The 23973-nt window shown below is 71.1% G+C and carries 22 protein-coding genes; 13 read left to right on the top strand and 9 right to left on the bottom strand.

What is annotated here, in order from left to right; genetic code table 11:
- Positions 1-17 precede the first annotated feature (17 nt).
- The 4 genes from QSK30_RS05530 to QSK30_RS05515 all read right to left on the bottom strand — a co-directional run bounded on the left by QSK30_RS05530 (position 18) and on the right by QSK30_RS05515 (position 5247).
- On the bottom strand, positions 18-773 hold the full coding sequence (locus tag QSK30_RS05530) for an amino acid ABC transporter ATP-binding protein (RefSeq protein ID WP_285500089.1): 756 nt from the start codon (positions 771-773) through the stop codon (positions 18-20).
- Positions 770-1606, bottom strand: coding sequence for an amino acid ABC transporter permease (locus tag QSK30_RS05525; RefSeq protein ID WP_285500087.1), 837 nt, complete (start codon positions 1604-1606; stop codon positions 770-772). The genes QSK30_RS05530 and QSK30_RS05525 overlap by 4 nt, the downstream gene beginning before the upstream one ends.
- The gene (locus tag QSK30_RS05520) at positions 1603-2433 is read right to left on the bottom strand and encodes an ABC transporter substrate-binding protein (protein WP_285500085.1); all 831 of its coding nucleotides are present in this window, start codon (positions 2431-2433) and stop codon (positions 1603-1605) included. Before QSK30_RS05520 ends, QSK30_RS05525 begins: the two co-directional genes overlap by 4 nt.
- 129 nt (positions 2434-2562) lie before the next feature.
- Entirely contained in the window at positions 2563-5247 is a 2685-nt protein-coding gene (locus tag QSK30_RS05515) for an MGH1-like glycoside hydrolase domain-containing protein (RefSeq protein WP_285500083.1), read from the bottom strand.
- Positions 5248-5334: 87 nt separating this feature from the next.
- Here QSK30_RS05515 and QSK30_RS05510 point away from each other — a divergent pair, with 87 nt between their 5' ends.
- The 8 genes from QSK30_RS05510 (at position 5335) to QSK30_RS05475 (ending at position 11480) form a co-directional block, all read left to right on the top strand.
- Positions 5335-6450, top strand: coding sequence for an ADP-ribosylglycohydrolase family protein (locus QSK30_RS05510; protein WP_285500082.1), 1116 nt, complete (start codon positions 5335-5337; stop codon positions 6448-6450).
- Between the two features lie 69 nt (positions 6451-6519).
- Positions 6520-7077, top strand: coding sequence for a YbaB/EbfC family nucleoid-associated protein (locus tag QSK30_RS05505; RefSeq protein WP_285500081.1), 558 nt, complete (start codon positions 6520-6522; stop codon positions 7075-7077).
- Between the two features lie 13 nt (positions 7078-7090).
- Positions 7091-7399: a type VII secretion target gene (locus QSK30_RS05500; protein ID WP_285500079.1), complete on the top strand. Its 309-nt coding sequence runs from the start codon at positions 7091-7093 to the stop codon at positions 7397-7399.
- Positions 7396-9321, top strand: a complete 1926-nt coding sequence (locus QSK30_RS05495; protein WP_285500078.1) for a hypothetical protein — start codon at positions 7396-7398, stop codon at positions 9319-9321. Before QSK30_RS05500 ends, QSK30_RS05495 begins: the two co-directional genes overlap by 4 nt.
- Positions 9318-9770 carry a hypothetical protein gene (locus QSK30_RS05490; protein WP_285500076.1) on the top strand — a complete coding sequence of 151 codons (453 nt, stop codon included), beginning with the start codon at positions 9318-9320 and terminating at the stop codon, positions 9768-9770. The genes QSK30_RS05495 and QSK30_RS05490 overlap by 4 nt, the downstream gene beginning before the upstream one ends.
- On the top strand, positions 9767-10411 hold the full coding sequence (locus tag QSK30_RS05485) for a hypothetical protein (RefSeq protein WP_285500075.1): 645 nt from the start codon (positions 9767-9769) through the stop codon (positions 10409-10411). The genes QSK30_RS05490 and QSK30_RS05485 overlap by 4 nt, the downstream gene beginning before the upstream one ends.
- Positions 10408-10824, top strand: coding sequence for a hypothetical protein (locus QSK30_RS05480; protein ID WP_285500073.1), 417 nt, complete (start codon positions 10408-10410; stop codon positions 10822-10824). Before QSK30_RS05485 ends, QSK30_RS05480 begins: the two co-directional genes overlap by 4 nt.
- Complete coding sequence (locus QSK30_RS05475) at positions 10821-11480, top strand: endonuclease V (protein ID WP_285500072.1); 660 nt, start codon at positions 10821-10823, stop codon at positions 11478-11480. Before QSK30_RS05480 ends, QSK30_RS05475 begins: the two co-directional genes overlap by 4 nt.
- Here the strand turns inward: QSK30_RS05475 and QSK30_RS05470 are convergent.
- Positions 11477-12892 (bottom strand): M20/M25/M40 family metallo-hydrolase, encoded by a 1416-nt coding sequence (locus QSK30_RS05470; protein ID WP_285500071.1) that lies wholly within the window; start codon positions 12890-12892, stop codon positions 11477-11479. The two genes, QSK30_RS05475 and QSK30_RS05470, sit on opposite strands and share 4 nt — an antisense overlap.
- A gap of 458 nt (positions 12893-13350) precedes the next feature.
- On the opposite strand from QSK30_RS05470, the gene pdhA reads away from it, so the two are divergent.
- From pdhA to QSK30_RS05455, 3 genes are read left to right on the top strand one after another with little or no spacing between them, the layout of a single operon-like run.
- Entirely contained in the window at positions 13351-14556 is a 1206-nt protein-coding gene (gene pdhA, locus QSK30_RS05465) for a pyruvate dehydrogenase (acetyl-transferring) E1 component subunit alpha (protein WP_285500070.1), read from the top strand.
- Entirely contained in the window at positions 14556-15584 is a 1029-nt protein-coding gene (locus QSK30_RS05460; RefSeq protein ID WP_285500069.1) for an alpha-ketoacid dehydrogenase subunit beta, read from the top strand. The genes pdhA and QSK30_RS05460 overlap by 1 nt, the downstream gene beginning before the upstream one ends.
- A 3-nt stretch (positions 15585-15587) precedes the next feature.
- Positions 15588-17012, top strand: coding sequence for a dihydrolipoamide acetyltransferase family protein (locus QSK30_RS05455; RefSeq protein ID WP_285500067.1), 1425 nt, complete (start codon positions 15588-15590; stop codon positions 17010-17012).
- Between the two features lie 1158 nt (positions 17013-18170).
- Here QSK30_RS05455 and QSK30_RS05450 read toward each other — a convergent pair.
- Complete coding sequence (locus QSK30_RS05450) at positions 18171-18779, bottom strand: SCP2 sterol-binding domain-containing protein (RefSeq protein ID WP_285500065.1); 609 nt, start codon at positions 18777-18779, stop codon at positions 18171-18173.
- Positions 18780-18796: 17 nt separating this feature from the next.
- Positions 18797-19450, bottom strand: a complete 654-nt coding sequence (locus QSK30_RS05445; protein WP_285500063.1) for an SCP2 sterol-binding domain-containing protein — start codon at positions 19448-19450, stop codon at positions 18797-18799.
- Between the two features lie 87 nt (positions 19451-19537).
- Between QSK30_RS05445 and QSK30_RS05440 the strand changes: the two genes are divergently transcribed.
- The gene (locus QSK30_RS05440; RefSeq protein ID WP_285500062.1) at positions 19538-20215 is read left to right on the top strand and encodes a TetR/AcrR family transcriptional regulator; all 678 of its coding nucleotides are present in this window, start codon (positions 19538-19540) and stop codon (positions 20213-20215) included.
- On the opposite strand, the gene QSK30_RS05435 is transcribed toward QSK30_RS05440, so the two are convergent.
- Positions 20212-21063: a MaoC family dehydratase gene (locus QSK30_RS05435; protein WP_285500061.1), complete on the bottom strand. Its 852-nt coding sequence runs from the start codon at positions 21061-21063 to the stop codon at positions 20212-20214. The genes QSK30_RS05440 and QSK30_RS05435 overlap by 4 nt on opposite strands.
- Positions 21063-22403 carry a 3-oxoacyl-ACP reductase gene (locus QSK30_RS05430; protein ID WP_285500060.1) on the bottom strand — a complete coding sequence of 447 codons (1341 nt, stop codon included), beginning with the start codon at positions 22401-22403 and terminating at the stop codon, positions 21063-21065. Before QSK30_RS05430 ends, QSK30_RS05435 begins: the two co-directional genes overlap by 1 nt.
- 90 nt (positions 22404-22493) lie before the next feature.
- Here QSK30_RS05430 and QSK30_RS05425 point away from each other — a divergent pair, with 90 nt between their 5' ends.
- Positions 22494-23774 carry an acetyl-CoA C-acetyltransferase gene (locus QSK30_RS05425; protein WP_285500059.1) on the top strand — a complete coding sequence of 427 codons (1281 nt, stop codon included), beginning with the start codon at positions 22494-22496 and terminating at the stop codon, positions 23772-23774.
- Positions 23775-23973: the final 199 nt, after the last annotated feature.

The following is a 23973-nucleotide window of genomic DNA, read 5'->3' as shown; positions in this document are numbered from 1 at the left end:
CCAGTGACTGAGCGGGTCTAAGCGGGATCTTGGTGGGTCGGGTCGAGCACCCGCCGCAGGAACGTCTTGGTGCGCTCGTGGCGGGGGTCGCTGATCACCTGCGCGGCCGGGCCCTCCTCGACGACGTGCCCGCCGTCCATGAACAGGACCTTGTCCGCCACCTCGCGGGCGAACTGCATCTCGTGCGTGACGACCAGCATCGTCATGCCCTCCTGGGCCAGCTGGCGCATCACCCCGAGCACGTCGCCGACCAGCTCCGGGTCCAGCGCCGAGGTCGGCTCGTCGAACAGCATGACCTCGGGGTCCATCGACAGCGCCCGGGCGATGGCCACCCGCTGCTGCTGGCCGCCGGAGAGCTTGGCCGGGAAGACCCCGGCCTTCTCCGCGACGCCGACCTTCTCCAGGTTGGCCAGCGCGACCCGCTCGGCCTCGGCCTTGTCCCGGCCGAGCACCTTGCGCTGGGCGATGGTCAGGTTGGCCAGCACGGTCAGGTGCGGGAACAGGTTGAACTGCTGGAACACCATCCCCACCCGGCGGCGGGCGGCGTCGATGTCGCAGTCCTGGTCGGTCAGCTCGACGCCGTTGACCAGGATGGTGCCGCTGTCGGGCTGCTCCAGCAGGTTCACGCAGCGCAGCAGCGTCGACTTGCCCGAGCCGGACGGCCCGATGACGCAGACCACCTCGCCGGAGCGGACGGTGGTGCTGATCCCCTTGAGGACCCGCAGGTCGCCGAACGACTTGTGCAGGTCGATGATCTCGACAGCCGCGCTCATCTGGCCTTCCTCTGCTTGGCTTCCAGGCGCCGGACCAGGTAGCCGAGCGGCACCGTGATCACCAGGTACATCGCGCCCGCGAGCACCAGCGGGGTGGAGTCGGCGTACTCGGCCGCCAGGTCGCCGCCGTACTTGGACAGCTCGGTGGTCAGCGCGGTCACGCCGAGGATGAACACCAGCGAGGAGTCCTTGAACAGCAGGATCAGCTCGTTGGTCAGCGGCGGGATGACCACCCGCAGCGCCTGCGGGATGACGATGGAGATCATCGCCCGGGTGTGCGGCATGCCCAGCGAGCGGGCCGCCTCCATCTGGCCGTTGGGCACCGCCTGGATGCCCGCGCGGAACGTCTCGGCCATGTACGCCGAGGCCACCAAGCCCAGCGCCACGGCGACCGTGCCGTACTGGTCGAACGGGAACTTCAGGCCGGGGAAGGCCACCGGCAGGCCGAACCCGAAGATCAGGAACACCACCAGCGCGGGCAGGCCGCGGAAGACCTCGATGTAGACCAGCGCCACGCCGCGGTAGACCGCGATGGACGACAGCCGCATCAGCGCCACGACCAGGCCGAGCAGGAACCCGACCACGTAGGCCGAGAGCGTGTAGATCACGGTGTTCTTCAGCGCCACCGTGACGATCTCGGGGAACGCCTTGGCGGCGACGTCGAGGTCGAAGAAGTACTCGCGCAGCGAGGACCAGTCCGCGGTGAGCGCGACCGCGACGACGACCGCGGCGAAGACCGCGTACTGGATGCCCCGGCTGACGCGCTGCCGCTTGCGCGGGCTGAGCCGGGCCCGGGGTGCCGGGCCCGGCGTGGCCGCTGGGTGGTCGCTCACTTGCCGGACGGGGTCGACTTGGGCTTGGAGCCCATCCACTGCTCGTAGGACTTGGCCCAGGTGCCGTCCTTGATGGCGCCGTCGAGCGCGTCGTTGAGCGTCTTGAGCAGCTCGGGGTTGCCGCCCTTCTTCACCGCGAAGCCGTACTGCGCGCCGGTCTCGATCTCGGCGCCGATCTCGAACTTCTCGCCCAGGTTCTGCTTCTTGAGCCACTCGTTGACCACCGGCAGGTCCTGCAGGACCGCGTCGACCTGGCCGGACTGGAACGCCTGCAGCTGCTTGCCGGAGTCCTCGTACTCGGTGGGCGTGAAGCCCTTCTCCTTGGCGTAGTCCAGGCTCGTGGTGGCCTTCTGCACGCCCAGCTTCTTGTCCTTGAGCTGGTCCAGACCGGTGATGCCGGAGCCCTTGGGGACCAGCAGCGCGATGACCTCGTCGAAGTAGGGGTTGGTGAAGTCGAGGTTCTGCTTGCGCTCGTCGGTGATCGTCATGCCCGCCGCGGCGACATCGCACTTGCCCGAGTTCAGGGCGGCGCCGCTCTTGATCACGTCGAACTGGATGTCGACGATGTCCTGGGTGACGTTGAGCTTCTTCGCGGCGAGGTCGATCAGGTCGACGTCGAAGCCGACGACCTTGTCGCCGTCCTTGAACTGGAACGGCGGGTACGGCAGGTTCGTGCAGGTCTTGATCTTGCCCGCCTCGACGAGCTTGACCCCGTTCGCCGCGGTGGTGCCGCCGCTTGAGCCGCTGTCGGAGCTGCCGCAGGCCGCGACCACGAGGGCCAGGGCAGGCAACAGGGCGAGCACCTTCAGCTTGGATCGACGCGCCACGGTGTCACTCCTCATTCATCTCAGGTGCGAGTGCACGCATACTGCCACCCGCTGTACGGGATGTGCACTACTCGTCGGTTTGTCACACGCACGCAGCCTGTTTGTTGCGTGCACGAGATGTCGGACGCACTATTTCCGGCGCGCGCCCGGCCATCCGGCAAGAAGTACCGCGACCAGCGCGGTCCAGCCGGTCTGGTGGGCGGCCCCGAGACCCTCGCCGGTGTCCCCGTCGAAATACTCACTGAAGGTGATGTGATCGCTCCACAGCGGGGAATCCCGTGCCTCCACGCGCTTGCCGTGCGCGGGCCTGCCGCCGTCCGGGCCGGGGAGGAACAGACCGGCGAGCCTGCGCGCGAGGTCCGCGGCCGCCTCGCCCGCGGACACCTTGCGGCCGGAGCCGGTCGGCAGCTCGACGGTGACCGCGCCGCGGTGGAAGTCCTCCAGCGCGGACAGCGCCTCGACCAGCAACGCGTTGGTGGGGAACCAGATCGGGCCGCGCCAGTTGGAGTTGCCGCCGAACATCGGGGTGCGCGACTCGCCCGGCTCGTACTCGATCCGGTGCTGCGCGCCCGCGATCTCCACGTCGAGCCCGTCGCGGTGCGCGGCCGAGAGCGAGCGGATCCCGTGCGGGGACAGGAACTCCGACTCGTCGAACATCCGGGACAGCACCCGGCGCAGCTTGCGCTCGTCGAGCAGCGACAGCAGCGCGCTGCGGGTGCCGTCGGCGGCGGTGTGCCAGGTGAGGAACTGGCCGAACTCGGGCTGGCGGCGCAGCAGGTAGTTGAGCCGGTCGGCGAAGTCCGGCAGCTCGGTGAACACCCACGGGTCCAGCGGCGCGACCGCGAGCACCGGGATCAGCCCCACCATCGAGCGCACCCGCACCGGCTGCGCCTCCACGCCGCCACCGGGCAGCACCCGGGAGACCAGGTCGTAGCAGAAACCGTCCTCCTCGTCCCAGATCGGCCGGTTCGCCGACCCGAAGTGCGTGGACGCCTGGGCGATGGACAGGAAGTGCTCGACGAACTTGGTGGCGACGTCGGCGTAGGCCTCGTCGTGGCGGGCCAGTTCCAGCGCGATCCGCATCAGGTGCAGCGCGTAGGTGGCCATCCACGAGGTCGCGTCGGACTGCTCGAAGCGCCACCCGCCCGCGAGCGGTGCCGACCGGTTGACCGGGCCGATGTTGTCCATGCCGAGGAATCCGCCCTCGAACAGGTAGTTGCCACCGGGGTCCTTGCGGTTGACCCACCAAGAGAAGTTGAGCAGCAGTTTGTGGAAGACCCGCGCGAGGAACACGCGGTCGCCGTTACCGGTCGCCTCTTGCTCGGCCCGGTAGACCTGCAACGTCGCCCACGCGTGCACAGGCGGGTTGACGTCGCCGAACTCCCACTCGTAGGCGGGTAATTGGCCGTCGGGGTGCATCAGCCACTCGCGGCACATCAGGAGCAGCTGGTCCTTGGCGAAGGCCGGGTCGACCATGGCGAACGGGACCATGTGGAACGCCAGGTCCCAGGCGGCGAACCAGGGGTACTCCCACTCGTCGGGCATGGAGAGCACGTCGGCGACGTCCATGTGCTTCCAGTGCGCGTTGCGCGCGTGCGGCCCGTGGCGCTCGTGCGGTGCGGGTGGGTGCGCGGGGTCGCCCTCCAACCACTCGCGCACGCGGAAGCGGTAGTGCTGCTTGGTCCAGAGCAGTCCCGCCAGCGCGCGGCGCACAACCTTCTGCTCTTCGGCGGAAGAGTCCGGCGCGACCCCCGCGTAGAACTCGTCCGCCTCTTCCCTGCGCTCCCACATCGCCGCGAGGAAGGTGCGCCCGAACGCGCGGCCGTGGCCGTCACCGGCGATCAGCCGCAGCTTGACCTTGACGGACTCACCCGGCGCGACACTGTCGAACCGGTACCAGGCAGCCGCTTTCGTCCCGGGCTGTGACGCACCGCCAGGTTGCACTACCTGGCACGTGTCAGCCTTACCGCCCACCACGTGGTCATCGATGCCCGCTTTGGTGAACCGGCTCGGGTTGACCGCGCGGCCGAAGAGCAGCGCCTCGTCGGTCTCGTTGTCGGTGACCAGCAGCTGCGGCGCGCCGTCGAAGTGCACCGTGTAGCGGCCCAGCAGGGCGTGCTCGGCCAGCACCCGGGACCAACCGTCCACTGTGGACGCGATGAGCGCGGGCCTGCGCGCGTCCCGGCCCCAGGACCAGGTGTTGCGGAACCACACCTGCGGCAGCAGGTGCAGCGGCGCGGCGTCCGGTCCGTGGTTGGTGGCCTCGATCTCCACGCATAGGTCGTCGGGGCCCGCCTTGGCGTAGGTGACCCGGACGTCGAAGAAGCGGTCGCCGTCGAGCACCCCGGTGTCCGACAGCTCCGGCTCCCGCTCGTGGCGGCCCGCCGCCGCGGCCAGCTCACGCAGCCGGGCGTAGGGGAACGCCGCCTGCGGGTAGCGGTAGACCAGCTGCATCCACGAGTGCGTCGGGGTGCCGTCGGTGATCCACCAGTGCTCCTTGACGTCCTCGCCGTGGTTGCCCTCGGCGTTGGTGAGGCCGAAGTAGCGCTCCTTGAGGATCTCGTCGCGGCCGTTCCACAGGGCCACGCCCAGGTTGAGGAAACCGTGCCGGTCGCAGACCCCGGCGATGCCGTCCTCACCCCAGCGGTAGGCGCGCGAGCGGGCCTGGTCGAACGGGAAGTAGCCCCAGGCGTCGCCGTTGGCGGAGTAGTCCTCGCGGACGGTGCCCCACTGGCGCGCGGCCAGGTAGGGACCCCACAGCCGCCACGGCGAGGCCGCGGTCGGGGACTGCGCCAGGCGCTCCTGTTCGCTCACCCGCCCCAGTGTGGTCGACCCGGCGCGCTGCGTGAACCCTCGGCGCAGACGGTGCCCTGACACCGGGTGGCACTACGCTCCCGGTACGTGGACGGTGACCTCCCCTACGACCGGGTAATCCCGGCTGAGCGCTGGCTCGGCTCGCTGCTCGCCGGAGCCGTGGGCGACGCCTTGGGCGCGCCCGTGGAGTTCCTCTCCACCCACGAGATCCGTGCCCGGTTCGGGCCGGACGGGGTCACCGGCTACGAGGAGGCCTACGGCGGCCGCGGCCGGATCACCGACGACACCCAGATGGCGCTGTTCACCGTCGAGGCGATGATCCGCGGCCACCTGGGCCGCCGGCTGATGTTCTTCGAGCAGCAGCCCGCGTCGGTGGTCCAGCACGCCTACCAGCGCTGGTACCACACCCAGGGCACCCCGTGGCACCAGGCGGGCGGGTCGTACGCGATGGAGGCCGAGCCGGACGGCTGGCTGGTCCACGAGCGCGGTCTGCACCACCGCCGGGCCCCCGGCGCCACGGTGCTCACCGCGCTGAAGGGCTTCGCGGGCGGCGCCGAGCGCGGCACCCTGTCGCACAAGATCAACGACTCGAAGGGCTGCGGCGCGGTGATGCGGGCCGCCCCGTGCGCGCTGTGGTCGGAGGACCCGCTCGACTCGTTCGTGGTGGCCGCCCAGGCGGGCGCGCTCACCCACGGTCACCCCAGCGGCTACCTCACCGCGGGCGCGCTCGCGTTCGTGGTCCACCGGCTGCTCGACGGCGGCGACCTGCCGACCGCGCTCACCGAGGTCCGCGCGGAGCTGGTCACCTGGGAGGACTCCGAGGAGACCGTGCAGGCGCTCGACGAGGCGGTCTCGATGGCCGAACGCGGCAAGCCGTCACCGGACATGCTGGCCAAGCTGGGCGGCGGCTGGGTCGGCGAGGAGGCGCTGGCCATCGGCGTCTGCGCGGCCCTGGTCGCCGACAACCTCGCCGAGGGGCTGCTGATCGCGGTCAACCACTCCGGCGACAGCGACTCCACCGGCGCCATCTGCGGCAACCTGCTCGGCGCCGTGCACGGCCTGCGGTCCATCCCGGCGGAGTGGCTCGAGGAGCTGGAGCTGCGCGAGGTCATCGAGCGGCTCGGCCGCGACGCCCTGGTCGAGTTCAGCCCGGCCAACTCGCTGACCGACCCCTCCTGGCGCGAGCGCTACCCGGCCTGGTGAGGTAACGGACACCTCACCGCCGGTTCGCGAGACTGGCGGCCAGCCGAACCGAACACCCGGGAGCACGTGGTGAGCCAGCCGTCATTCGGTGGGGACGGGTTCCAGACCGAGCAGGAGCTGCGCCGCTGGCAGGCCGGGGTCGAGGCCAAGGCCCAGCGCTACCAGGCGATGCAGGCCGAGGTGGCCGCCGTCGCGGTCACCGAGACCTCCCGCGACGAGGTCGTCAGGGTGACCGTTGACGCGACCGGCGCGGTCACCGCCCTGGTGATCGACGACCGGCACCGCGACCTGCCCGGCACCGAGCTGGCGGGCCTGGTGCTCACCACAATGCGCCTTGCGCAGTCGCGGATCACCGAGAAGGTCGCCGAGGTGATGGAGCGGACCGTCGGCGACGACCCGCAGACCGTCGCCGCGGTGGTCGGGTCCTACCGGCAGAGATTCCCGGAACCGGAGCCGGAGCAGCCGCGTCCGAGCGACGGCACCGTCGACGAGATGCGTCTCGGTCGAATGGCCGACGACACGCCCGCCGACGAGCCGACCCAGCCACGACAGCCGCGCCGCCCAGCCCGAGACGACTTCCCAGACGACGACGGTGACCCCTGGGGCGGACCCTCCATCCTGAGCTGAGAAGGAGTCCCCGGTGCCCGACGGATACGGCGTCCTCACCGATGAGCTGGGCGGTCACGCAGGCCGCCTCGACGCCCTCAACGACCGCCTCGACCAGGCGTTCCAGGCCGCCAACCAGGTCAACCTGGGCGATTCGGCGTACGGGGTCATCTGCCAGTTCTTCGTGCCGGTGGTGCACGCGGTGAGCACGCCCGGGGTCGACGCGATCAAGGAGGCGGCCACCACGATGGACGCCACCGCGAACGGCGTACGCGACACCGCGGGCTCCTACCGCAATACCGAGCAGGCCAACACCCAGCCCTTCGCGGGCGGTGCGCGGTGACGACCCCGACCGCGACCAACCCCCTGGTCGCCGCGCGCCAGGACTCCACCCAGAGCTACACCGGTATCGGCATCGTCGAGTCGGCCGCGGACATCTACCACGGCGTGCAGGACGGGTCCTGGGTCGAGGGCGGCCTGGGCGCGCTCGGCGGTGGCCTCGAGGTGCTGTCGCTGGCGCTCGACCCGATCGGCACGCTCGGGCAGTACGCGATCTCCTGGGTGATCGAGCACATCGCCCCGCTGCGCGACGCGCTCAACTGGCTCGCGGGCGACGCCGACCAGATCGCGGCGTACGCCCAGACCTGGAAGAACGTGGCGCAGGCCGTGGGCGGGGTGGCCACCGAGTTCAAGACCGAGGTCGCCAACGGCACCTCCGGGTGGGCCGGGCCCGCCGCGGACGCCTACCGGGCCAACACCGGCGCCCAGGGCGAGCACATCACCGCGGCGGCCACCGGCGCGGGCACCATCGGGACCGTCGTCGAAGTCGTCGGCGTGCTGGTCGGCGCGGTCCGCGGCATCGTGCGCGACCTGGTCGCCGAGTGCATCTCCACGCTGCTGCTGCGGCTGCCGCAGTGGCTCGCCGAGGCGGGTCTGACGCTGGGCCTGGCCACCCCGCACATCGTCGCCTCGGTCGGCGCGCTGGTGTCCAAGTGGGTCGGCCGGATCACCGACGTGATCACCAAGCTCACCCGGTCGGTGGAGAAGCTGCGGCCGATCATGGCCAAGCTGGGCGAGATCTGGGAGGCGATCAAGTCCGGGCTGACCAAGCTGCGCACCGCCTCCCGCGGCGCCGACACCCCGGACGCGCCGGACATGGTCCGCTCCACGCCCGCCCCGGTCGACCCGCCGTCGGGCACGACGCCTGCCCACCTGACCACGCCGGACACCCCGGACGCGCCGTCGACCAGCGCGGCGCCCTCGGGCGCGCCGGACGCGAGCACCACGACCAGCGGCGCGCCACCCACGCCCTCGACGAGCAGCGCGCCCAGTGGGTCGTCGTCCCCGTCGACCACACCGTCCTCGGCAGCCCCGACCCCGCCGTCCTCAGTCACACCGTCCTCGGTCACACCTTCGGGTGCATCTCCGTCGGTCACACCGTCCTCGGCAACACCGACGGCCACACCTGCGGTGACGCCGTCCGCCTCGTCGGCCACGCCGCCCGTCGGCGCCGCCACACCGACCCCGCACGCCCCCGCCGGGCCGCACTGGCTGGACAGCGTCCGAGGCAAGTTCAGCGACCAGGAGTGGGCGGACTTCAAGGGCGCCATGGACAAGCTCGGCGCCGACCCCAAGCCGGGAGACGTGCCCGGTTCGGGGCAGCTGACCCCGCACGAGCGCGACCTGATGGCGCGGGCCATGAAGGAGGTCGAGGTGGTCGACGGCACGCTGATGCAGAAGGTCATCCCCGACGACACCGTGGCCAAGTACCTCGACGGCAGCTACACCGACGTCGGCGGCTTCGTGGCCCGCAACCAGGACGCGGGCGCGCTGAGCACCCCGGCCGACCTGATCAACGGCAACCGGCTCGACTACGTGAACTCGCCGTACGACACCGGTCAGCCCAACATCCACACGATCGAGTTCCCGGCGTCCGACGCGAGCCTCTACCAGACGCCGGTCGGCGCGCCCTCGGTCCACGGCGACATCCCGTCGACCGACCCGAGGGTGCTGGCCGCGCGCGACGAGATGATCCACGCGGTGGAGAACGCCGGGGTCGACCCCAACCGGTACACCCAGTTCATCAGCGACTGGCCCTACACCGGCGCGGGCGTGACCGCGCACCCGACGATGGGCGTGCCGGAGTTCAAGATGACCGACCGCCTGCCGCTGCCGGACGGCGCCACGATCAACCGCTACGACGCGGCGGGCAACAAGGTGCTCGTGGCGACGTATGACAGTGTGCTGGGGTGGGTGACACCGTGACCGCTTACCGCGGGGTGCGCGCCGGGCAGTTCGCCGTGGTCGGCGGCGTGACGCACCCGTGCACGTACTCGCCGAACGACGACCGGGTCGTGCTCAAGACCCGGCAGGCCGACAACCCGGACGCGTCCCTGTTCGCCTGGCACGAGCGCTACGGCGGCTGGGTGGCGCAGCTGAGCTCCGAGCAGTGCGACCGGGTGTACACGGCCAGGTCGTACGGGCGCTGGCAGGGCCACCGGGTCGCGGTCGACTCGGTGGCGGACGGGGTCGCGGCGGTGACCTACGCCGACCAGAACGGCGCCTGGGCCCTGGAGAACGGGTTCACCCAGGTCGACCTGCACGAGTACCAGCGCAGCGTGGCCGCGGCCGAGCTGGCCGACGTGCACGAGGTCCAGCGCGACCTGGCGTTCACCCGGTGGCGTGATCGCACGTTCGGGGCACAACTCCCGTGACCGGACTGCCGGGTTCGGGGAGCCTGGGCCCCGAGGAGCGGCTGCTGACCGCACGGGTGCACACGGTGGTCACGCTCCAGCCGGACACGGTGCTGGTGAAGGTGCTCGCGCCGCACGCGGCCGAGCGCTACCTGCGCGGAGAGGTGTCCCCGGGGGTGGCGGGGATGCAGCCGCCGTTCGACTTCCGCCTGGTCGGCGGCACGGTGGCGCGGCGGCAGGACTGCGTGCAGCTGCGTGCGCCGCGCGACTTCCACCAGGCGTTCCGGCTGGACTACGCGGGCAGTCCGTTCCGGCCCGACCAGCCGGTGCTGCACACGATGGAGTTCGTGGCTGAGCACCCCGACCGCTACCTCGTGCCCTACGGCGCGCCGTCGCTACCGGGTCTCGCCCCGCGCGAGCCCGGCTACGCGATGACCGCGGCCGCCCTGGCAGCGGGCGTCGACCCCAACTCGGTGCGCACGGAGTTCGCCCCGTGGCCGTTCACCGGCACCGGCATCACCGCTGGTGGCCCACTGGCCGTCCCGGAGTGGTGGCGCAGCCCGGCCGCGGTACCGGTGGGGGCGCGCATCATGTCGAACACGGCCGCGGGCGCCCACCCGGTGGCGATCTGGCGCGGCCGCGCCTGGGAGGAACTGCGATGACTTACCAGCGCCCGCGCAACGCCACGGTGGCCCTCGTCGACGGCCGCGAGTTCGAGGCGACCCGGTCGGGTGACGTCGTCACCCTGCACGCGGTGACCGACCCGCACGACCCCCGGTTCACCGGTACCCCTACCGGGTGGGAAGCCCAGGTCGCGCTCACCGACTGCGAGCGCCTCGACGAGGTCACCACCCGGGCCGACCACCTCGGCCACGAGTGCCTGGTGGTCGGCATCGCCGCGGACGGGTCGACCGGTCTGTACTACCTGGGGCCGGACAAGACCAAGGCCGCCGCCGACGGTTTCGTCCAGATCGACCCCGGCACCTGGGCGAAGAACGTACCCGTCCACGAGCTCACCCGGCTCCGGGAACACCACGCCGACCTGCTGTTCCCGGAGTGGATCCGGTCCCGGTGACCACTGGTTGGCCCACCGCTGGTTGGCCCACCACGGAGGCTGAGGCGATCACCGAGCAGGAGCGCCTGCGGCCACGGGTCGACCCGCACGCGCCCGCAGGCTTCGCCCCGTGCACCGCCACCGGGCTGGACGTGCACTACACCGACAGCGGCTTGACCGCGGCGGCCTGCACGATCGACCTGTCCGACCTGCGCGTTGTCGAGCAGGCTTCGTGCACGGGCGCCGAGTCGTTCCCCTACATCCCGGGCCTCTTCGCGTTCCGCGAGCTACCGCTGCTCTTGGCCGCGCTGGCCAAGCTGTCGCACCAGCCCGAGGTCCTGGTCTGCGACGGCCAAGGCCTGGCCCACCCCCGCCGGTTCGGCCTGGCCTGCCACGCCGGGGTGCTCACCGGCGTCCCGGCGCTCGGCGTGGGCAAGAACGCCCTGGGCGCCTTCGAGCCGCCCGGCCCGCAGCGCGGCGACTGGACGCCGCTGGTCGACGGCGACGAGGTCGTCGGGCGCGCCTTGCGCACCCGTGACCAGGTCAAACCCGTGTTCGTCTCGATCGGGCACCGGATGGACCTGGACACCGCGACCGACCTCGTGCTCACCCTCACGCCGCGGTACCGCCTGCCGGAGACCACCCGGCAGGCGGACCGCCTCTCCCGATCGGGTTAGCCGTGCGAGGCGTGCGCGTCCAGCAGGTGCGCGACGGCCTCGGTGACCCTTTCCGCTTGTTTCACGTGAAGCCATTCGTTCGGGACGTGGGCGTTGCTGTCCGAGCCGAGGGCGCCGGTGATCACGAACTGGGCGTCCGGGTAGCGCTCGGCGAGCAGCCCCATGAACGGGATCGAACCGCCCAGACCCACTGTGCCCCAAGGGTTGTCGAAGACGATCTCGGACACCTCGTCCAGCGCGGTGCGCAGCCACGGGGCCAGCGCCGGGGCGTTCCAGCCGTCGGCGTTCTCCACCCGGTCCAGCTCGACGGTGGCGCCGTAGGGCACGTCCGCGGTCAGCGCGTCGCGCACGGCGGCGAAGGCGGCGGCCGAGTCCGCGGTCGGCGGCAGGCGGAAGCTGAGCGTCAGCGTGGTGAACGGGCGCAGGACGTTGCCCGCGTCGACCGGCTCGGGGAAGCCCGAGGCGCCGATCACCGACAGGGTGGGCCGCCAGCTGTTGTTGAGGACCAGCTCCAGCTCGTCCTGATCCACCGGTCGGGTGTCACCCGCCAAGGGGAAGGCGCCACGGAAGGTGCCCGGGGCCGCCGCGACCGAGGTGGCCGCCTCGGCGATCCGGTCGTCCGGGATGTCGACGTGCAGCTCCTTGACCACGATCTCGCCGGTCTCGGCGTCCTCGATCCGGTCCAGCAGCCTGCGCAGCACCCGGAACGAGCTCGGCACCACGCCGCTGGCCAGGCCGGAGTGCTGGCCGGAGCGCAGCACCCGCACGGTGATGTCCATCGACACCAGGCCGCGCAGCGAGGTGGTCAGCCACAGCCGCTCGTAGTCGTTGCCGCCGGAGTCCAGGCAGATCACCAGGGACACCTCGCCCAGCTGCTCGCGCAGGTGGTCGAGGTAGAACGGCAGGTCAGGGCTACCGGACTCCTCGCCGGTCTCCAGCAGCACCACGCAACGGCTGTGCGCGCCGCCCCCCGCGCGAACGGCCTCGATCGCGGCGGCCGCGGCGTAGCCCGCGTAGCCGTCGTCGGCCGAGCCGCGGCCGTAGAGCTTCCCATCGCGCAGGACGGGTGACCACGGCCCGAGCCCGTCGGCCCAGCCGCCGACCGGCGGCTGCTTGTCCAGGTGGCCGTAGAGCAGCACCGTCCCCTTGTCGGCGCCCGTCGCGGGCACGTCGAGCAGGAGTACCGGGGTGCGTCCCGGCAGCCGGACGACGTCCACCCGCGCGTCCGGGATGTCGCGCGCGCTGAGCCAGCCGCGCAGGTGCTCGACGGCGGCGTCGAGCTGGCCGTTGGCCGCCCAGTCGGCGTCGAAGTGCGGCGAGAGGGCCGGGATGGCGATGAAGTCCGACAGGCTGGGCAGGATCTCTGCTTCCCACAACCGCCGGACCGTCTGCTGAGCTGCTGTCGTGTCCACCTCTCGATCCTGCCACCGCACCCACCCCGGAACTCAACTCCGAGCGCGACACTCAGGGGTTCATCAGGTTCGCTCGGGCAGGGTCACGGGTGGGGTGCGCGGCCGGCCAGTTCCCGCCGCGGCCGCGCACCCCGCTTCCTTTGTGACACAGCTCACGCGACGATCACCCGGGGGTGTACGAGCGTTCACACCCGTCGTCCTGAGCTGCCGCGACCGGTCCCTCCTCTGACCCCCGAACGTCGGTGGTCCTAGCGTTTTCGCAGCTCAAGAGCATCCTGTGGACAACTTCCCACGCGCCGGCACTGACCAAGCCATGCTGTGCCGTGTCAGGATGTGAGAGGAACGCCGTCAGCGTCGACGGGTGCCAACGCCCCAACCAATCGGCGGTGGTGACCGGCGGCGCGGCCGTCTGCCGTCGCCACGAGCGACTGCGCGGCACAGACACAAGGAGAACGCGCATGTCGTCCCCAGAACAGTGGACGCACCCGGAACCCCGCGAGGGGCCCGCAGCCACCGCCGCCGCACCGACATCAGAGCAGGTGATCGCGGGTTTGCGTGCGACCAGCGAGGGTGGACCGGAACTGGTCCAGCTCCTCACACCAGAGGGTGAGCGGGTCGAGAACCCGGAGTTCGACCAGTACGTCGCCGATGTCACCGCGCAGGACCTGCGGTCGCTCTACCGCGACATGGTCCTGGTCCGCCGGGCCGACCGCGAGGGCAACGCCCTGCAGCGGCAGGGCCAGCTGGGCATCTGGGTGCCGCTGCTGGGCCAGGAGGCCGCGCAGATCGGCGCGGGCCGGGCGATGCGGCCGACCGACATGGCGTTCCCCAGCTACCGCGAGCACGGTGTGGCCTGGTGCCGGGGCATCGACCCCAAGGACCTGCTGGGCATCTTCCGCGGCACCGACCACGGCAGCTGGGACTCCACCGAGAAGCGCTTCCACCCCTACACGATCGTGATCGGCAACCAGGTGCTCAACGCCGCTGGCTACGCGATGGGCCAGCGGTTCGAGGGCAAGGTCGGCGACGACGACGGGGAGGCCACCATGGTCTTCTTCGGCGACGGCGCCACCAGCCAGGGCGACGTGCACGAGGGCTTCGTCTGGGCGGCGGTCTACGACGCGCCGCTGGTGTTCTTCTGCCAGAACAACCAGTGGGCCATCTCCGAGCCCACCGAGCGCCAGTCCCGGCTGCCGCTCTACCAGCGCGCCCGCGGCTACGGCTTCCCGGGCATCCGGGTCGACGGCAACGACGTGCTCGCCACGCTCGCGGTCACCCGCTGGGCGCTCGACCAGTGCCGCCACGGCAACGGCCCGGTGCTGATCGAGGCGTTCACCTACCGGATGGACGCGCACACCACCACCGACGACCCCACTCGCTACCGGCACTCCGACGAGCTCGAGGCCTGGAAGCTCAAGGACCCGATCGAGCGGGTCCGGGTGAACCTCGTCCGGCACGGCGACGCCGACCAGGACTTCTTCGACTCGGTCCAGGCCGACGCCGACGCGCTGGCCGCCGACCTGCGCGAGTTCTGCTTCAACATGCCGCAGCCGCCGACCGAGCAGATGTTCGACCACGTCTACGCCGAGGCGAGCCCGTTCCTCGACGCCCAGCGCGACGAGTTCCTCGCCTACCACGCCGAGTTCGCCGGAGGTGAGCACTGATGGCCGCACCCGTGATCGACAAGTCCGAGCGCACCGTCGCCACCGTTGGGTCGCTCACGCTGGGCAAAGCCCTGAACCTGGGGCTGCGCACGGCGATGGAGGCCGACCCCAAGGTCATCGTGATGGGCGAGGACGTCGGCAAGCTCGGCGGCGTCTTCCGGATCACCGACGGCCTGCAGAAGGACTTCGGCGAGCACCGCGTGCTGGACACACCGCTGGCCGAGTCCGGCATCATCGGCACCGCGGTCGGCCTGGCCGTGCGCGGCTTCCGCCCGGTGTGCGAGATCCAGTTCGACGGGTTCATCTTCCCCGGCTTCGACCAGATCGTCTCCCAGGTCGCCAAGCTGCACGCCCGCACCATGGGCCGGGTCAAGGTGCCGCTGGTCATCCGGGTGCCCTTCGGCGGCGGGATCGGCGCGGTCGAGCACCACTCGGAGTCGCCGGAGTCGTACTTCGCGCACACCGCCGGACTCAAGGTCGTGTCCTGCTCCAACGCCGTGGACGCCTACTGGATGATCCAGCAGGCCATCCAGTGCGACGACCCGGTGCTGTTCTTCGAGCCGAAGCGGTACTACCACTCCGGCTTCATGAAGGCCGAGGTCGACCCGGGGGCCACGCCCGCACCGCTGTTCGCCTCGCGCGTGCTGCGCGCGGGCAACACCGCCACGCTGGTCGCCTACGGGCCGTCGGTGAAGGTGGCCCTCGACGCGGCCACCGCCGCCGAGGAGGACGGGCACTCGCTGGAGGTCATCGACCTGCGGTCGCTGTCCCCGCTCGACCTCGGACCGGTGTTCGACTCGGTGCGCCGCACCGGTCGGCTGGTCGTGGTGTCCGAGGCCCCCTCGGAGTCCTCGATCACCTCGGAGATCGCCGCCCGGGTGCAGCAGGAGTGCTTCTACTCGCTGGAGGCGCCCGTGCTGCGGGTCACCGGGTTCGACACGCCCTACCCGCCCGCCAAGCTCGAGGAGCACTTCCTCCCCGACCTCGACCGGGTGCTGGACGCCGTCGACCGATCGCTGGCCTGGTGACTGATGCCTGAGTACAAGACCTTCCCCCTCCCGGACACCGCCGAGGGGCTGACCGAGGCCGAGATCCTGTCCTGGCACGTCAAGCCGGGTGACACGGTGGCGGTCAACCAGATCATCGTCGAGATCGAGACCGCCAAGGCCGCCGTCGAGCTGCCCTGCCCGTGGGCGGGTGTGGTCACCGAGCTGCACGTGCGGCCCGGGCAGACGGTGGACGTCGGCGCCCCGATCCTGACCATCGACGTCGACCCGGGCGGTGCCGCGGCGAAGCCGACCCCGGCGGCGCCCGCGGCCACCAACGGGTCCGCCCCGCCCGCCGAGGCCGAGGAGGAGATGAAGCCGCTGGTCGGCTACGGCTCCAAGACGGTCACCGCCAAGCGGCGCGCGCGCCGGGGGCCCGCGGTCCCCGCCGAGCCCGCCGCAGCGGCGGCGCAGAGCACGGTCGCGGCGGCGTTCGAGCACGCCCGCGGCCCGGTGCCCACCGAGGTCGAGCCGGAGCGGACGAGCACGGTCACCGTGCCGGACACCCCGGCGGCCCTGCTGGAGCTGCCCGGCGGCTACGTGCCGCTGGCCAAGCCACCGGTCCGCAAGCTGGCCAAGGACCTGGGCGTCGACCTGCGGTCGCTGTCCGGTTCCGGCGACGCGGGCGTGATCACCCGCGCCGACGTGGAGCGCGCCGCGACCGGCTCGGCCGAGCCGGTCCGGCCCGCCGCCACCCAGGTGCCCGCGGGCGCCCGGGAGCGCCGGGTGCCGATCAAGGGCGTCCGCAAGATCACCGCCCAGGCGATGGTGAGCAGCGCCTTCACCGCACCGCACGTCACGGAGTTCCTGACCGTCGACGTCACCCCGATGATGGACCTGCGCGCCAAGCTCAAGGACCACCGCGACTTCCGCGGCGTCAAGCTCACGCCGCTGGCGTTCTGCGCCAAGGCACTGGTGATGGCGGTCAAGCGCACCCCGGAGGTCAACAGCGCCTGGGACGAGGCCGCCCAGGAGATCGTCTTCAAGGACTACGTGCACCTGGGCATCGCGGCGGCAACCCCGCGCGGCCTGATCGTGCCCAAGATCCGCGACGCCGAGACCCTGTCCCTGCGCGACCTCGCGGTCGCCCTGGAAGCCCTCACCACCACCGCCCGCGAGGGCAAGACCCCACCCGCCGACATGGTCAACGGCACCATCACCATCACCAACGTCGGCGTCTTCGGCGTCGACACCGGTACCCCGATCATCAACCCGGGCGAGTCGGCCATCCTGGCCTTCGGCGCCATCCGAGACACCCCCTGGGTCGTCGACGGCGAGATCAAGATCCGCAAGGTCTGCCAACTGGCCTTGAGCTTCGACCACCGCTTGGTCGACGGCCAACAGGGCTCGGAGTTCCTGGCCAACCTGGGCACCCTCCTGGCCGACCCCGCACTGGCGATCACCTACTAGACGCAGCCCAGCGTTCGTTGTTTGCGGGGAGCCCTCCCGGCTCCCCGCAACACGACGTCCCCCCGGTCAACCCCACCCACCCCAACCCGGCCGCGCCCCCGAGCAAAGCCCACCCCCTCGGCTCATGGCTCAGCTCCAGCCCCCAACCAGCCCAAGCTAAAGCCACTCCAGCCAGCCCCAGCCCCAGCCAGCTCTGGCTCTGACTCTGCTCTGGCTCTGGCCAGCACTGGCTCTAGGCTTTTCACTCGCCCCCCACAAAACGCAATACCCGCTACGAATGCGCTCGATTCAGTGGACTCGCTTCGCGTGGGGGGAAAGCACCGCTAAACTTGACCTGTGGTGGGAATGCCCTTCACCCGCCGTTCTTTCCCACCGCGGTGCTCTAGGGGCCCCACACGAAGCGAGTTCACTGAATCGAGCCCGCTCCTACTCGGGTACACAGGCGCGCAACCTCACCGGGCACCCAAGGAAGCCACCAAGAGATCAAGCTAAAACAGACAACCCCTCCTGCAAAGCCCGCTTAGTCACCGCAAGACCCTTGTCATCAATCATATCCCGCAAACACCGACAATCAGCCAAATCCCGATCCCCAGTAGCACAGACATAAACCCCCAACACCCGCAACGCACTAACCACGAGTTCCACGTGCGCAGCCCCAGAAGTCACCTCGAACAACCGCCGAGTCACCTGCCCCGCGACCACCCGAGCCACCACTCCCGGGGAGACCACCGGGTCCAACAACCGAGCGATCAGCTGCCGGTCCCCATCCGCCAGAGTGCGCGCCAACTGCGCGAACCGGGTGCACGTGGTAGCCGGGTCGGCTGCCAGCAACGCCGTCCACGTCTCGGGGTCGACCGCCGTCCGCGCGCCGTCCGCCACGGCGGTCCGCCAGTCGCGGGTGGCGATCCGCAGGCCTTCGGTCCGGGTGGCCAAGCGCATCGGTTGTGGTGGGGTGCGGGGGGTCTGCGGCGGGACCACCGGGTCAGGCCGCGCCTTCCGGAAGAACAGCGCGAGACAGGTGTGCTGGTGGCAGCGCCGTCCTCGCCCGCTGACCGGGTTGCGGCACCGCTTGCCGTTCCACGTCCTCGTGCTGCCACACACCGCCACAAGCACCCATGGTGCAGAGGTCTCGGCGGACTGTCACCCACCGTGCCCCGATCAGGGGATCGGGCGGGGCAGGTCGAAGTAGCCGATCAGCCCGGCCGCGAAGGCGATGTCGCCCTTGACCTTGACCTTCCCGGACAGGAACAGCATCGTCAGGCTGACCGCGCCGGTCACCGCGCGCAGGAAGTCCACCGGCCCGATGGTCACTGTCACCCGGGGGTCGTCGGTGGGCATGTCGCGGGTGACGCATCGGCCTCTGTCGATCACCGTCTCGAACCGGTCGTAGCCGTCGTCGGCACCGCCGGTGAAGCGCCAGTGCACGACCGCGCGCAGCTCACCCGTCCGCGCTGTGTCCAGGTGCTCGCTCATCCTGCGGAACAGCTCGGCGAAGACCACGTGCCGCAGCTCCGAGTGCGAGGTCAGCTCCTCGAGCTGCTCGCGGGACGCCCGGCCGAGGAAGCGGATGAAGGTCTCGGTGCGCATGCCCGCCAGCTCGATGCCGGTACCCGCGCTGCCCAGCATCTCCAGCACGGCGACGAGCCGCACGAACTGCCCGGGGTCGAGCCGGGCGGGGTCGATGGCGTCGGCGAAGCCGTCCAGGTCGACGACCGCGGTCGGGGGGAGGCGGTGCCACCGGGGTCGCCGCCCGCGTCGGATGGACATCCCCGCAGTGTGCCCGCTCACGGGTGCGGCAGCTCAAACAAGCCGGTGAGCCCGGCCGCGAAAGCGAGGTCGCCGCGGACCTTGAGCTTGCCGGTCATGAACAGGACCGGCGCGGAGGCGTTGTGCGTGACGAGTTTGCAGAAGTCGACCGGGGACAGCGTGATGGTGACCCGCGGTCGCTGCGCCATCTCCCGCCCGACCACGCAGGCGCCCTCGGCGATGACCGCCTCGTACCGGTCGTAGCCACCCTCTCCAGTGCCACCGGTGAGCCGCCAGTGGATCACCGCGTGCAGGCCGACCACTCGGTCTTCCCGCAGGTGGGAGCCCATGCGCCGGAAGATCTCAGTCAGCACCGCCGCGCGCAGGCGGGGCTGGCCCATGATCGCCTCGACCTGCTCGCGGGAGGCGTGCGCGATGATCCGGGCGAAGGTCGGCGGGGCCAGCCCGGACAGGTCCACGCCCGCGCCCGCCTCGGCCAGCCGGTTGATGGCGCCGAGCAGCAGGCTGAGGTCGTCGCGGCCAAGCTGCCTCGGGTCGACCGCCCGACCGATAGCATCCACGTCGATGTCCATCGCGGCGATGTCCGCGGGGTCCATCCGATCGAGCAGCGCGACCAGCTCCCGCGGCTCGAGCGCGCCGATGTCCGCACCGGCGCGTCCTGGGTCGGACATGAGCACCTCCCGTACCTACTCATCAGTAGGCTACGGGCGGGTAGGTTGGCTGACAAGGGTGGACCCGTCTTCGACAGGAGGTACGGCGTGAGCGTCGACGAACAGCGTCGACCGGCGCGGGTGAAGCGGTTGCCCCGCGACGTGCGGGAGCGCCAGATCCTCGACGCCGCCGTGCGGGTTTTCTCCCAGCACGGTTACCACAGCGCCTCGATGGACGAGATCTCCGACGTCGCCGGGGTCTCCAAGCCGATGATCTACGCCTACCTCGGCCACAAGGAAGACCTGTTCGCCGCCTGCATCCGGCGCGAGGCCACCCTGCTGATGGAGGCCATCGCGGCGGGTGTCCGGGCGGAGCTGGCACCGGACATGCAGCTCTGGCACGGCCTGCGCGCGTTCTTCCGCTTCGTCGGCGCCCAGCGGGAGAGCTGGCGGGTGCTGCACCGGCAGGCCACCTCGCAGGGCGGTCCGTTCAGCGAGGAGCTGCTCGCGATGCGCGGCCGGGCGATCAACCTGGTCGACGCCCTGCTGGTCCGCTCGGCCACCAGCCGGGGCTTGGACGAGACCGCCACCAAGTCCACCGAGGCGCTGGCCGCCGCGCTGGTGGGCGCGGGGGAGTCGCTGGCCGACTGGTGGCTGGACCACCCCGACGTGCCGGAGAAGGTCGTCGCGTCCTGGCTGATGAACCTGGTCTGGATGGGCCTGGGCGACCTGGTCGACGGCACGGTCTGGGTCCCCACACCGGAAGCGGGCGAGCCGCAGCCCTAGAGCTCGGTGATCACACCTTCCACGTGCGGCTTGCCCGACCGCGCGTCGAACAGCTCGAAGCCCCACCCGCCGGGTGTGGCGGCCGCGTGGAAGCCCACCTTCGCGGGCAAGAGCACCGGCAGCTTGAACCGGACGTCCACGGTGCAAGCCCCGGGCAGTCGCCCTTCGAACGCGGCCAGGCACCGCGCCTTGGTCCACATCCCGTGCGCGATGGCCCGCGGGAACCCGAAAGCCTTGGCGCTCAAGGCGTGCAGGTGAATCGGGTTCCGATCGCCGGACACCGCCGCGTACCGGCGACCGATGTCGTCGCCCACCCGCCACACCGCCGAGGGCGCGGGCGGCTCGCGGTGGTCCTCACCCGAGCGAGCCCCTGAACCCGAACCGCGGCGCAGGTACGTGCTCACGTCCCGCCACACGACCTCGCCCCCGACCACGCCCTCGCTGACCATGTCGAACTGGCGGCCCTTCGGGTGCGGCCGCAGGTTCTCCACGTGCACGCGCAGGTCGACCTCCTCGTCCACCCGCAGCGCCCGCGCCTGGGTGATCCGGTTGGCCACGTGCACCGAGCCGATCAGCGGGAACGGGAAGTCCGGGTCGGTCATCAGCTTCACCTGCATGGGGAAGGTGAGCACGTGCGGGTAGGTCACCGGCAGCTCGTCGGTGAGCCGGAACTCGCACACCCGGTTGTAGTCCGCCAGGTGTCGGGGATCGACGCGCACGCCGCGCCGCAGGTAGGCGCGGTCAGGCAGGTCGCCGCCCTTCTTGGTGAAGCCCGCGAGGACAGCCTTGGGGTACAGCAAGCCCAGGTTCGGCGCGCTGTCCAGTTCTTGCAGTTCCCGCACCGACATCAGGCCCCCAACAAGCTCTGGCCGCAGACCCGGACCACGTTGCCGTTGACCGCGCCGGAGGCGGGGTTGGCGTACCAGGCGATGGTCTCGGCGACGTCGACCGGCAAACCGCCCTGGGACAGGCTGTTCATCCGCCGACCGGCCTCGCGGATGACCAGCGGTACCGCGGCGGTCATCTTGGTCTCGATGAAGCCGGGCGCGACCGCGTTGATGGTGATCCCGCGCTCGGCGAGCACCGGGGCGAGGGCGTCGACCATGCCGATCACGCCCGCCTTGCTGGTGCCGTAGTTGGTCTGGCCGGTGTTGCCCGCGATGCCCGCGATCGAGGACACGCCGATGATCCGGCCGCCCGCGCGCAGCGTCCCGTCGGCGAGCAGGGCGTCGTTGACGCGCAGCTGGGCGGCGAGGTTGACCGACAGGACGGCGTCCCAGGCGGCCTCCTTCATGTTGGCCAGCTTCTTGTCCCGGGTGATCCCGGCGTTGTGCACGACGACGTCCACGCCGCCGTGCCGCGCGCGCAGGTGCTCGACGAGCCTGGCCGGGGCGTCGGCCGCGGTGATGTCCAGCTGGAGCGTGGAACCGCCGACGCGGTTGGCGACCTGGGCCAGGTCCGCGCCCTGGGCCGGGATGTCGAGCGCGACCACGTGCGCGCCGTCGCGGGCGAGCACGTCGGCGATGGCCGCGCCGATGCCCCGCGAGGCGCCGGTGACCAGGGCGACCTTGCCCGCGAGCGGGGCCGCCCAGTCCTCGGGCTCGGTGGCGGTGCCGCCGAGCGCGCCGATCCGGATCACCTGCGCGTCGACGTAGGCGGACTTGCCGGAGAGCAGGAACCGCAGGGTGGACTCGACCTTCTCCTCGGCGCCCGGCGCCACCTGGACGAGCTGGGCCGTGGCACCGCGGACGAGCTCCTTGCCGACCGAGCGCACGAAACCCTCGAGCGCGCGCTGGGCGATCCGCTCACCGGGGTCGGTGATCCGCTCCGGCGGGGTGCCGAGCACGACCACGCGCCCGCAGGTGCCCAGGCCGCGGATGACCGGGTGGAAGAAGTTGTACAGCTCGCGCAGCCGCTCGACGGTCGTCACCCCGGTCGCGTCGAAGACCAGGGCGCCGGGCCGGACACCGTCGGCGGTGGCCGCCACCTCGATCCCGGCCGACTTGAGCACGGTGCCGAGGTGGTCGAGCAGCCGCCCGCCGGGCGCCCCGCCCACCAGCGCGGGACCGTCCAACGCGGGCGCGCCCGGCCGGTACCTGCGCAGCGGTGTGGGATCCGGCAACCCCAGCCGCCGCACAAGCAGCCGCCCGACGCCGGAAGTGCTGAACTGCTGGTAGCGGTCAGTCATCTGTGGTGTGCCTCCCTGCTCGCCGGTCAAGCTACTCAAGAGTAGGTTACGATGCTACCGCAGCCGCAAACCTGTGCTCAGGAGGATGGAATGACCCCGAGTCACGTGCGCCGAGTGGCGGTCCTTGGCGGGAACCGCATCCCCTTCGCGCGGTCCAACGGCCCGTACGCCCAGGCGTCGAACCAGGACATGTTCACCGCCGCGCTGGACGGGCTGGTAGCCCGGTTCGGCCTGCAAGGCGTGCGACTGGGCGAGGTGGCGGCCGGGGCGGTGCTCAAGCACAGCCGGGACTTCAACCTCACCCGCGAGTGCGTGCTGGGCAGCAGGCTCGCCGCGGACACCCCCGCCTACGACGTGCAGCAGGCGTGCGGCACCGGCCTGCAGGCGATCGCGCAGGTGGCGAACAAGATCGCCCTGGGCCAGCTCGACTCGGCGGTCGCCGGCGGCGTCGACACCACCAGCGACGCGCCGCTGCAGGTCAACGAGGACCTCCGGCGCATCCTGATCTCGCTGAACAACGCCAAGACCGTCGGCCAGCGGCTCGCCCTGCTGGCCAAGATCCGCCCCGGCCACATCGTCCCCGACATCCCCCGCAACGCCGAGCCGCGCACCGGCCTGTCCATGGGCGAACACGCCGCCCTGACCGCCGCGCGGTGGAACGTCTCCCGCGAGGCGCAGGACGAACTCGCCGCCGCCAGCCACCAGAAGCTCGCCGCCGCCTACGACCGGGGCTTCTTCGACGACCTGGTGACCCCGTTCCAGGGCCTGACCCGCGACCAGAACCTGCGCCCGGACTCCTCGGCCGAGAAGCTCGCCAAGCTCAAGCCCGCGTTCGGCGGCCCCGAGGGCACCATGACCGCAGGCAACTCGACACCGCTCTCGGACGGCGCCTCGGCGGTGCTGCTGGCGAGCGAGGAGTGGGCGAAGGAACGCAGCCTGCCCGTCCTGGCCTACCTGACCTTCACCGAGACCGCGGCCGTCGACTACGTCCACGGCGGCGAGGGCCTGCTGATGGCGCCCGCCTACGCCGTGCCCCGAATGCTCTCCCGAGCCGGCCTTTCGTTGCAGGACTTCGACTTCTACGAAATCCACGAGGCCTTCGCCTCCCAGGTCCTGGCGACGCTGGCCGCGTGGGAGGACGTGGCCTTCGCCAAGGAGAAGCTCGGCCTGACCGAACCACTGGGCCCGATCAACCGCGCCAAGCTCAACGTCAACGGATCATCGCTGGCGGCGGGCCACCCCTTCGCCGCCACCGGCGGCCGGATCGTGGCCACCCTGGCCAAGCTGCTCAACGAGAAGGGCTCCGGCCGCGGCTTGATCTCCATCTGCGCCGCCGGTGGCCAAGGCGTCACCGCCATCCTGGAGAAGTAGTAGCCGTTTCTACATCTCTCTAGAGTCAGAACTAGAGAACGGTAGAGCTTCACGCCTGCCCGCCGCTATGACCACGGCCTCAAGTTGCGTGCGAGGGGCTCGATTGGGTGGAGTGGGCTGCCCACGCGGCCTGACCTCCCACACAGCCCGACCTCCGATGCGGCCTGAACCACCACGCAGCCCGACGTCCCACGCCGGG

Origin of the sequence: Actinokineospora sp. NBRC 105648 (genome assembly GCF_030269645.1) — a bacterium.
GTDB lineage: Bacteria > Actinomycetota > Actinomycetes > Mycobacteriales > Pseudonocardiaceae > Actinokineospora.
This window is presented reverse-complemented; position numbering and strand designations above follow the sequence as displayed.

Coding starts and splice junctions, on each gene's coding strand:
- QSK30_RS05530 (WP_285500089.1), bottom strand. CDS start 773: ATGAGCGCGGCTGTCGAGATCATCGACCTGCACAAGTCGTTCGGCGAC.
- QSK30_RS05480 (WP_285500073.1), top strand. CDS start 10,408: ATGACTTACCAGCGCCCGCGCAACGCCACGGTGGCCCTCGTCGACGGC.
- pdhA (WP_285500070.1), top strand. CDS start 13,351: ATGTCGTCCCCAGAACAGTGGACGCACCCGGAACCCCGCGAGGGGCCC.
- QSK30_RS05460 (WP_285500069.1), top strand. CDS start 14,556: ATGGCCGCACCCGTGATCGACAAGTCCGAGCGCACCGTCGCCACCGTT.
- QSK30_RS05455 (WP_285500067.1), top strand. CDS start 15,588: ATGCCTGAGTACAAGACCTTCCCCCTCCCGGACACCGCCGAGGGGCTG.
- QSK30_RS05450 (WP_285500065.1), bottom strand. CDS start 18,779: ATGTCCATCCGACGCGGGCGGCGACCCCGGTGGCACCGCCTCCCCCCG.
- QSK30_RS05445 (WP_285500063.1), bottom strand. CDS start 19,450: ATGTCCGACCCAGGACGCGCCGGTGCGGACATCGGCGCGCTCGAGCCG.
- QSK30_RS05435 (WP_285500061.1), bottom strand. CDS start 21,063: ATGTCGGTGCGGGAACTGCAAGAACTGGACAGCGCGCCGAACCTGGGC.
- QSK30_RS05430 (WP_285500060.1), bottom strand. CDS start 22,403: ATGACTGACCGCTACCAGCAGTTCAGCACTTCCGGCGTCGGGCGGCTG.
- QSK30_RS05425 (WP_285500059.1), top strand. CDS start 22,494: ATGACCCCGAGTCACGTGCGCCGAGTGGCGGTCCTTGGCGGGAACCGC.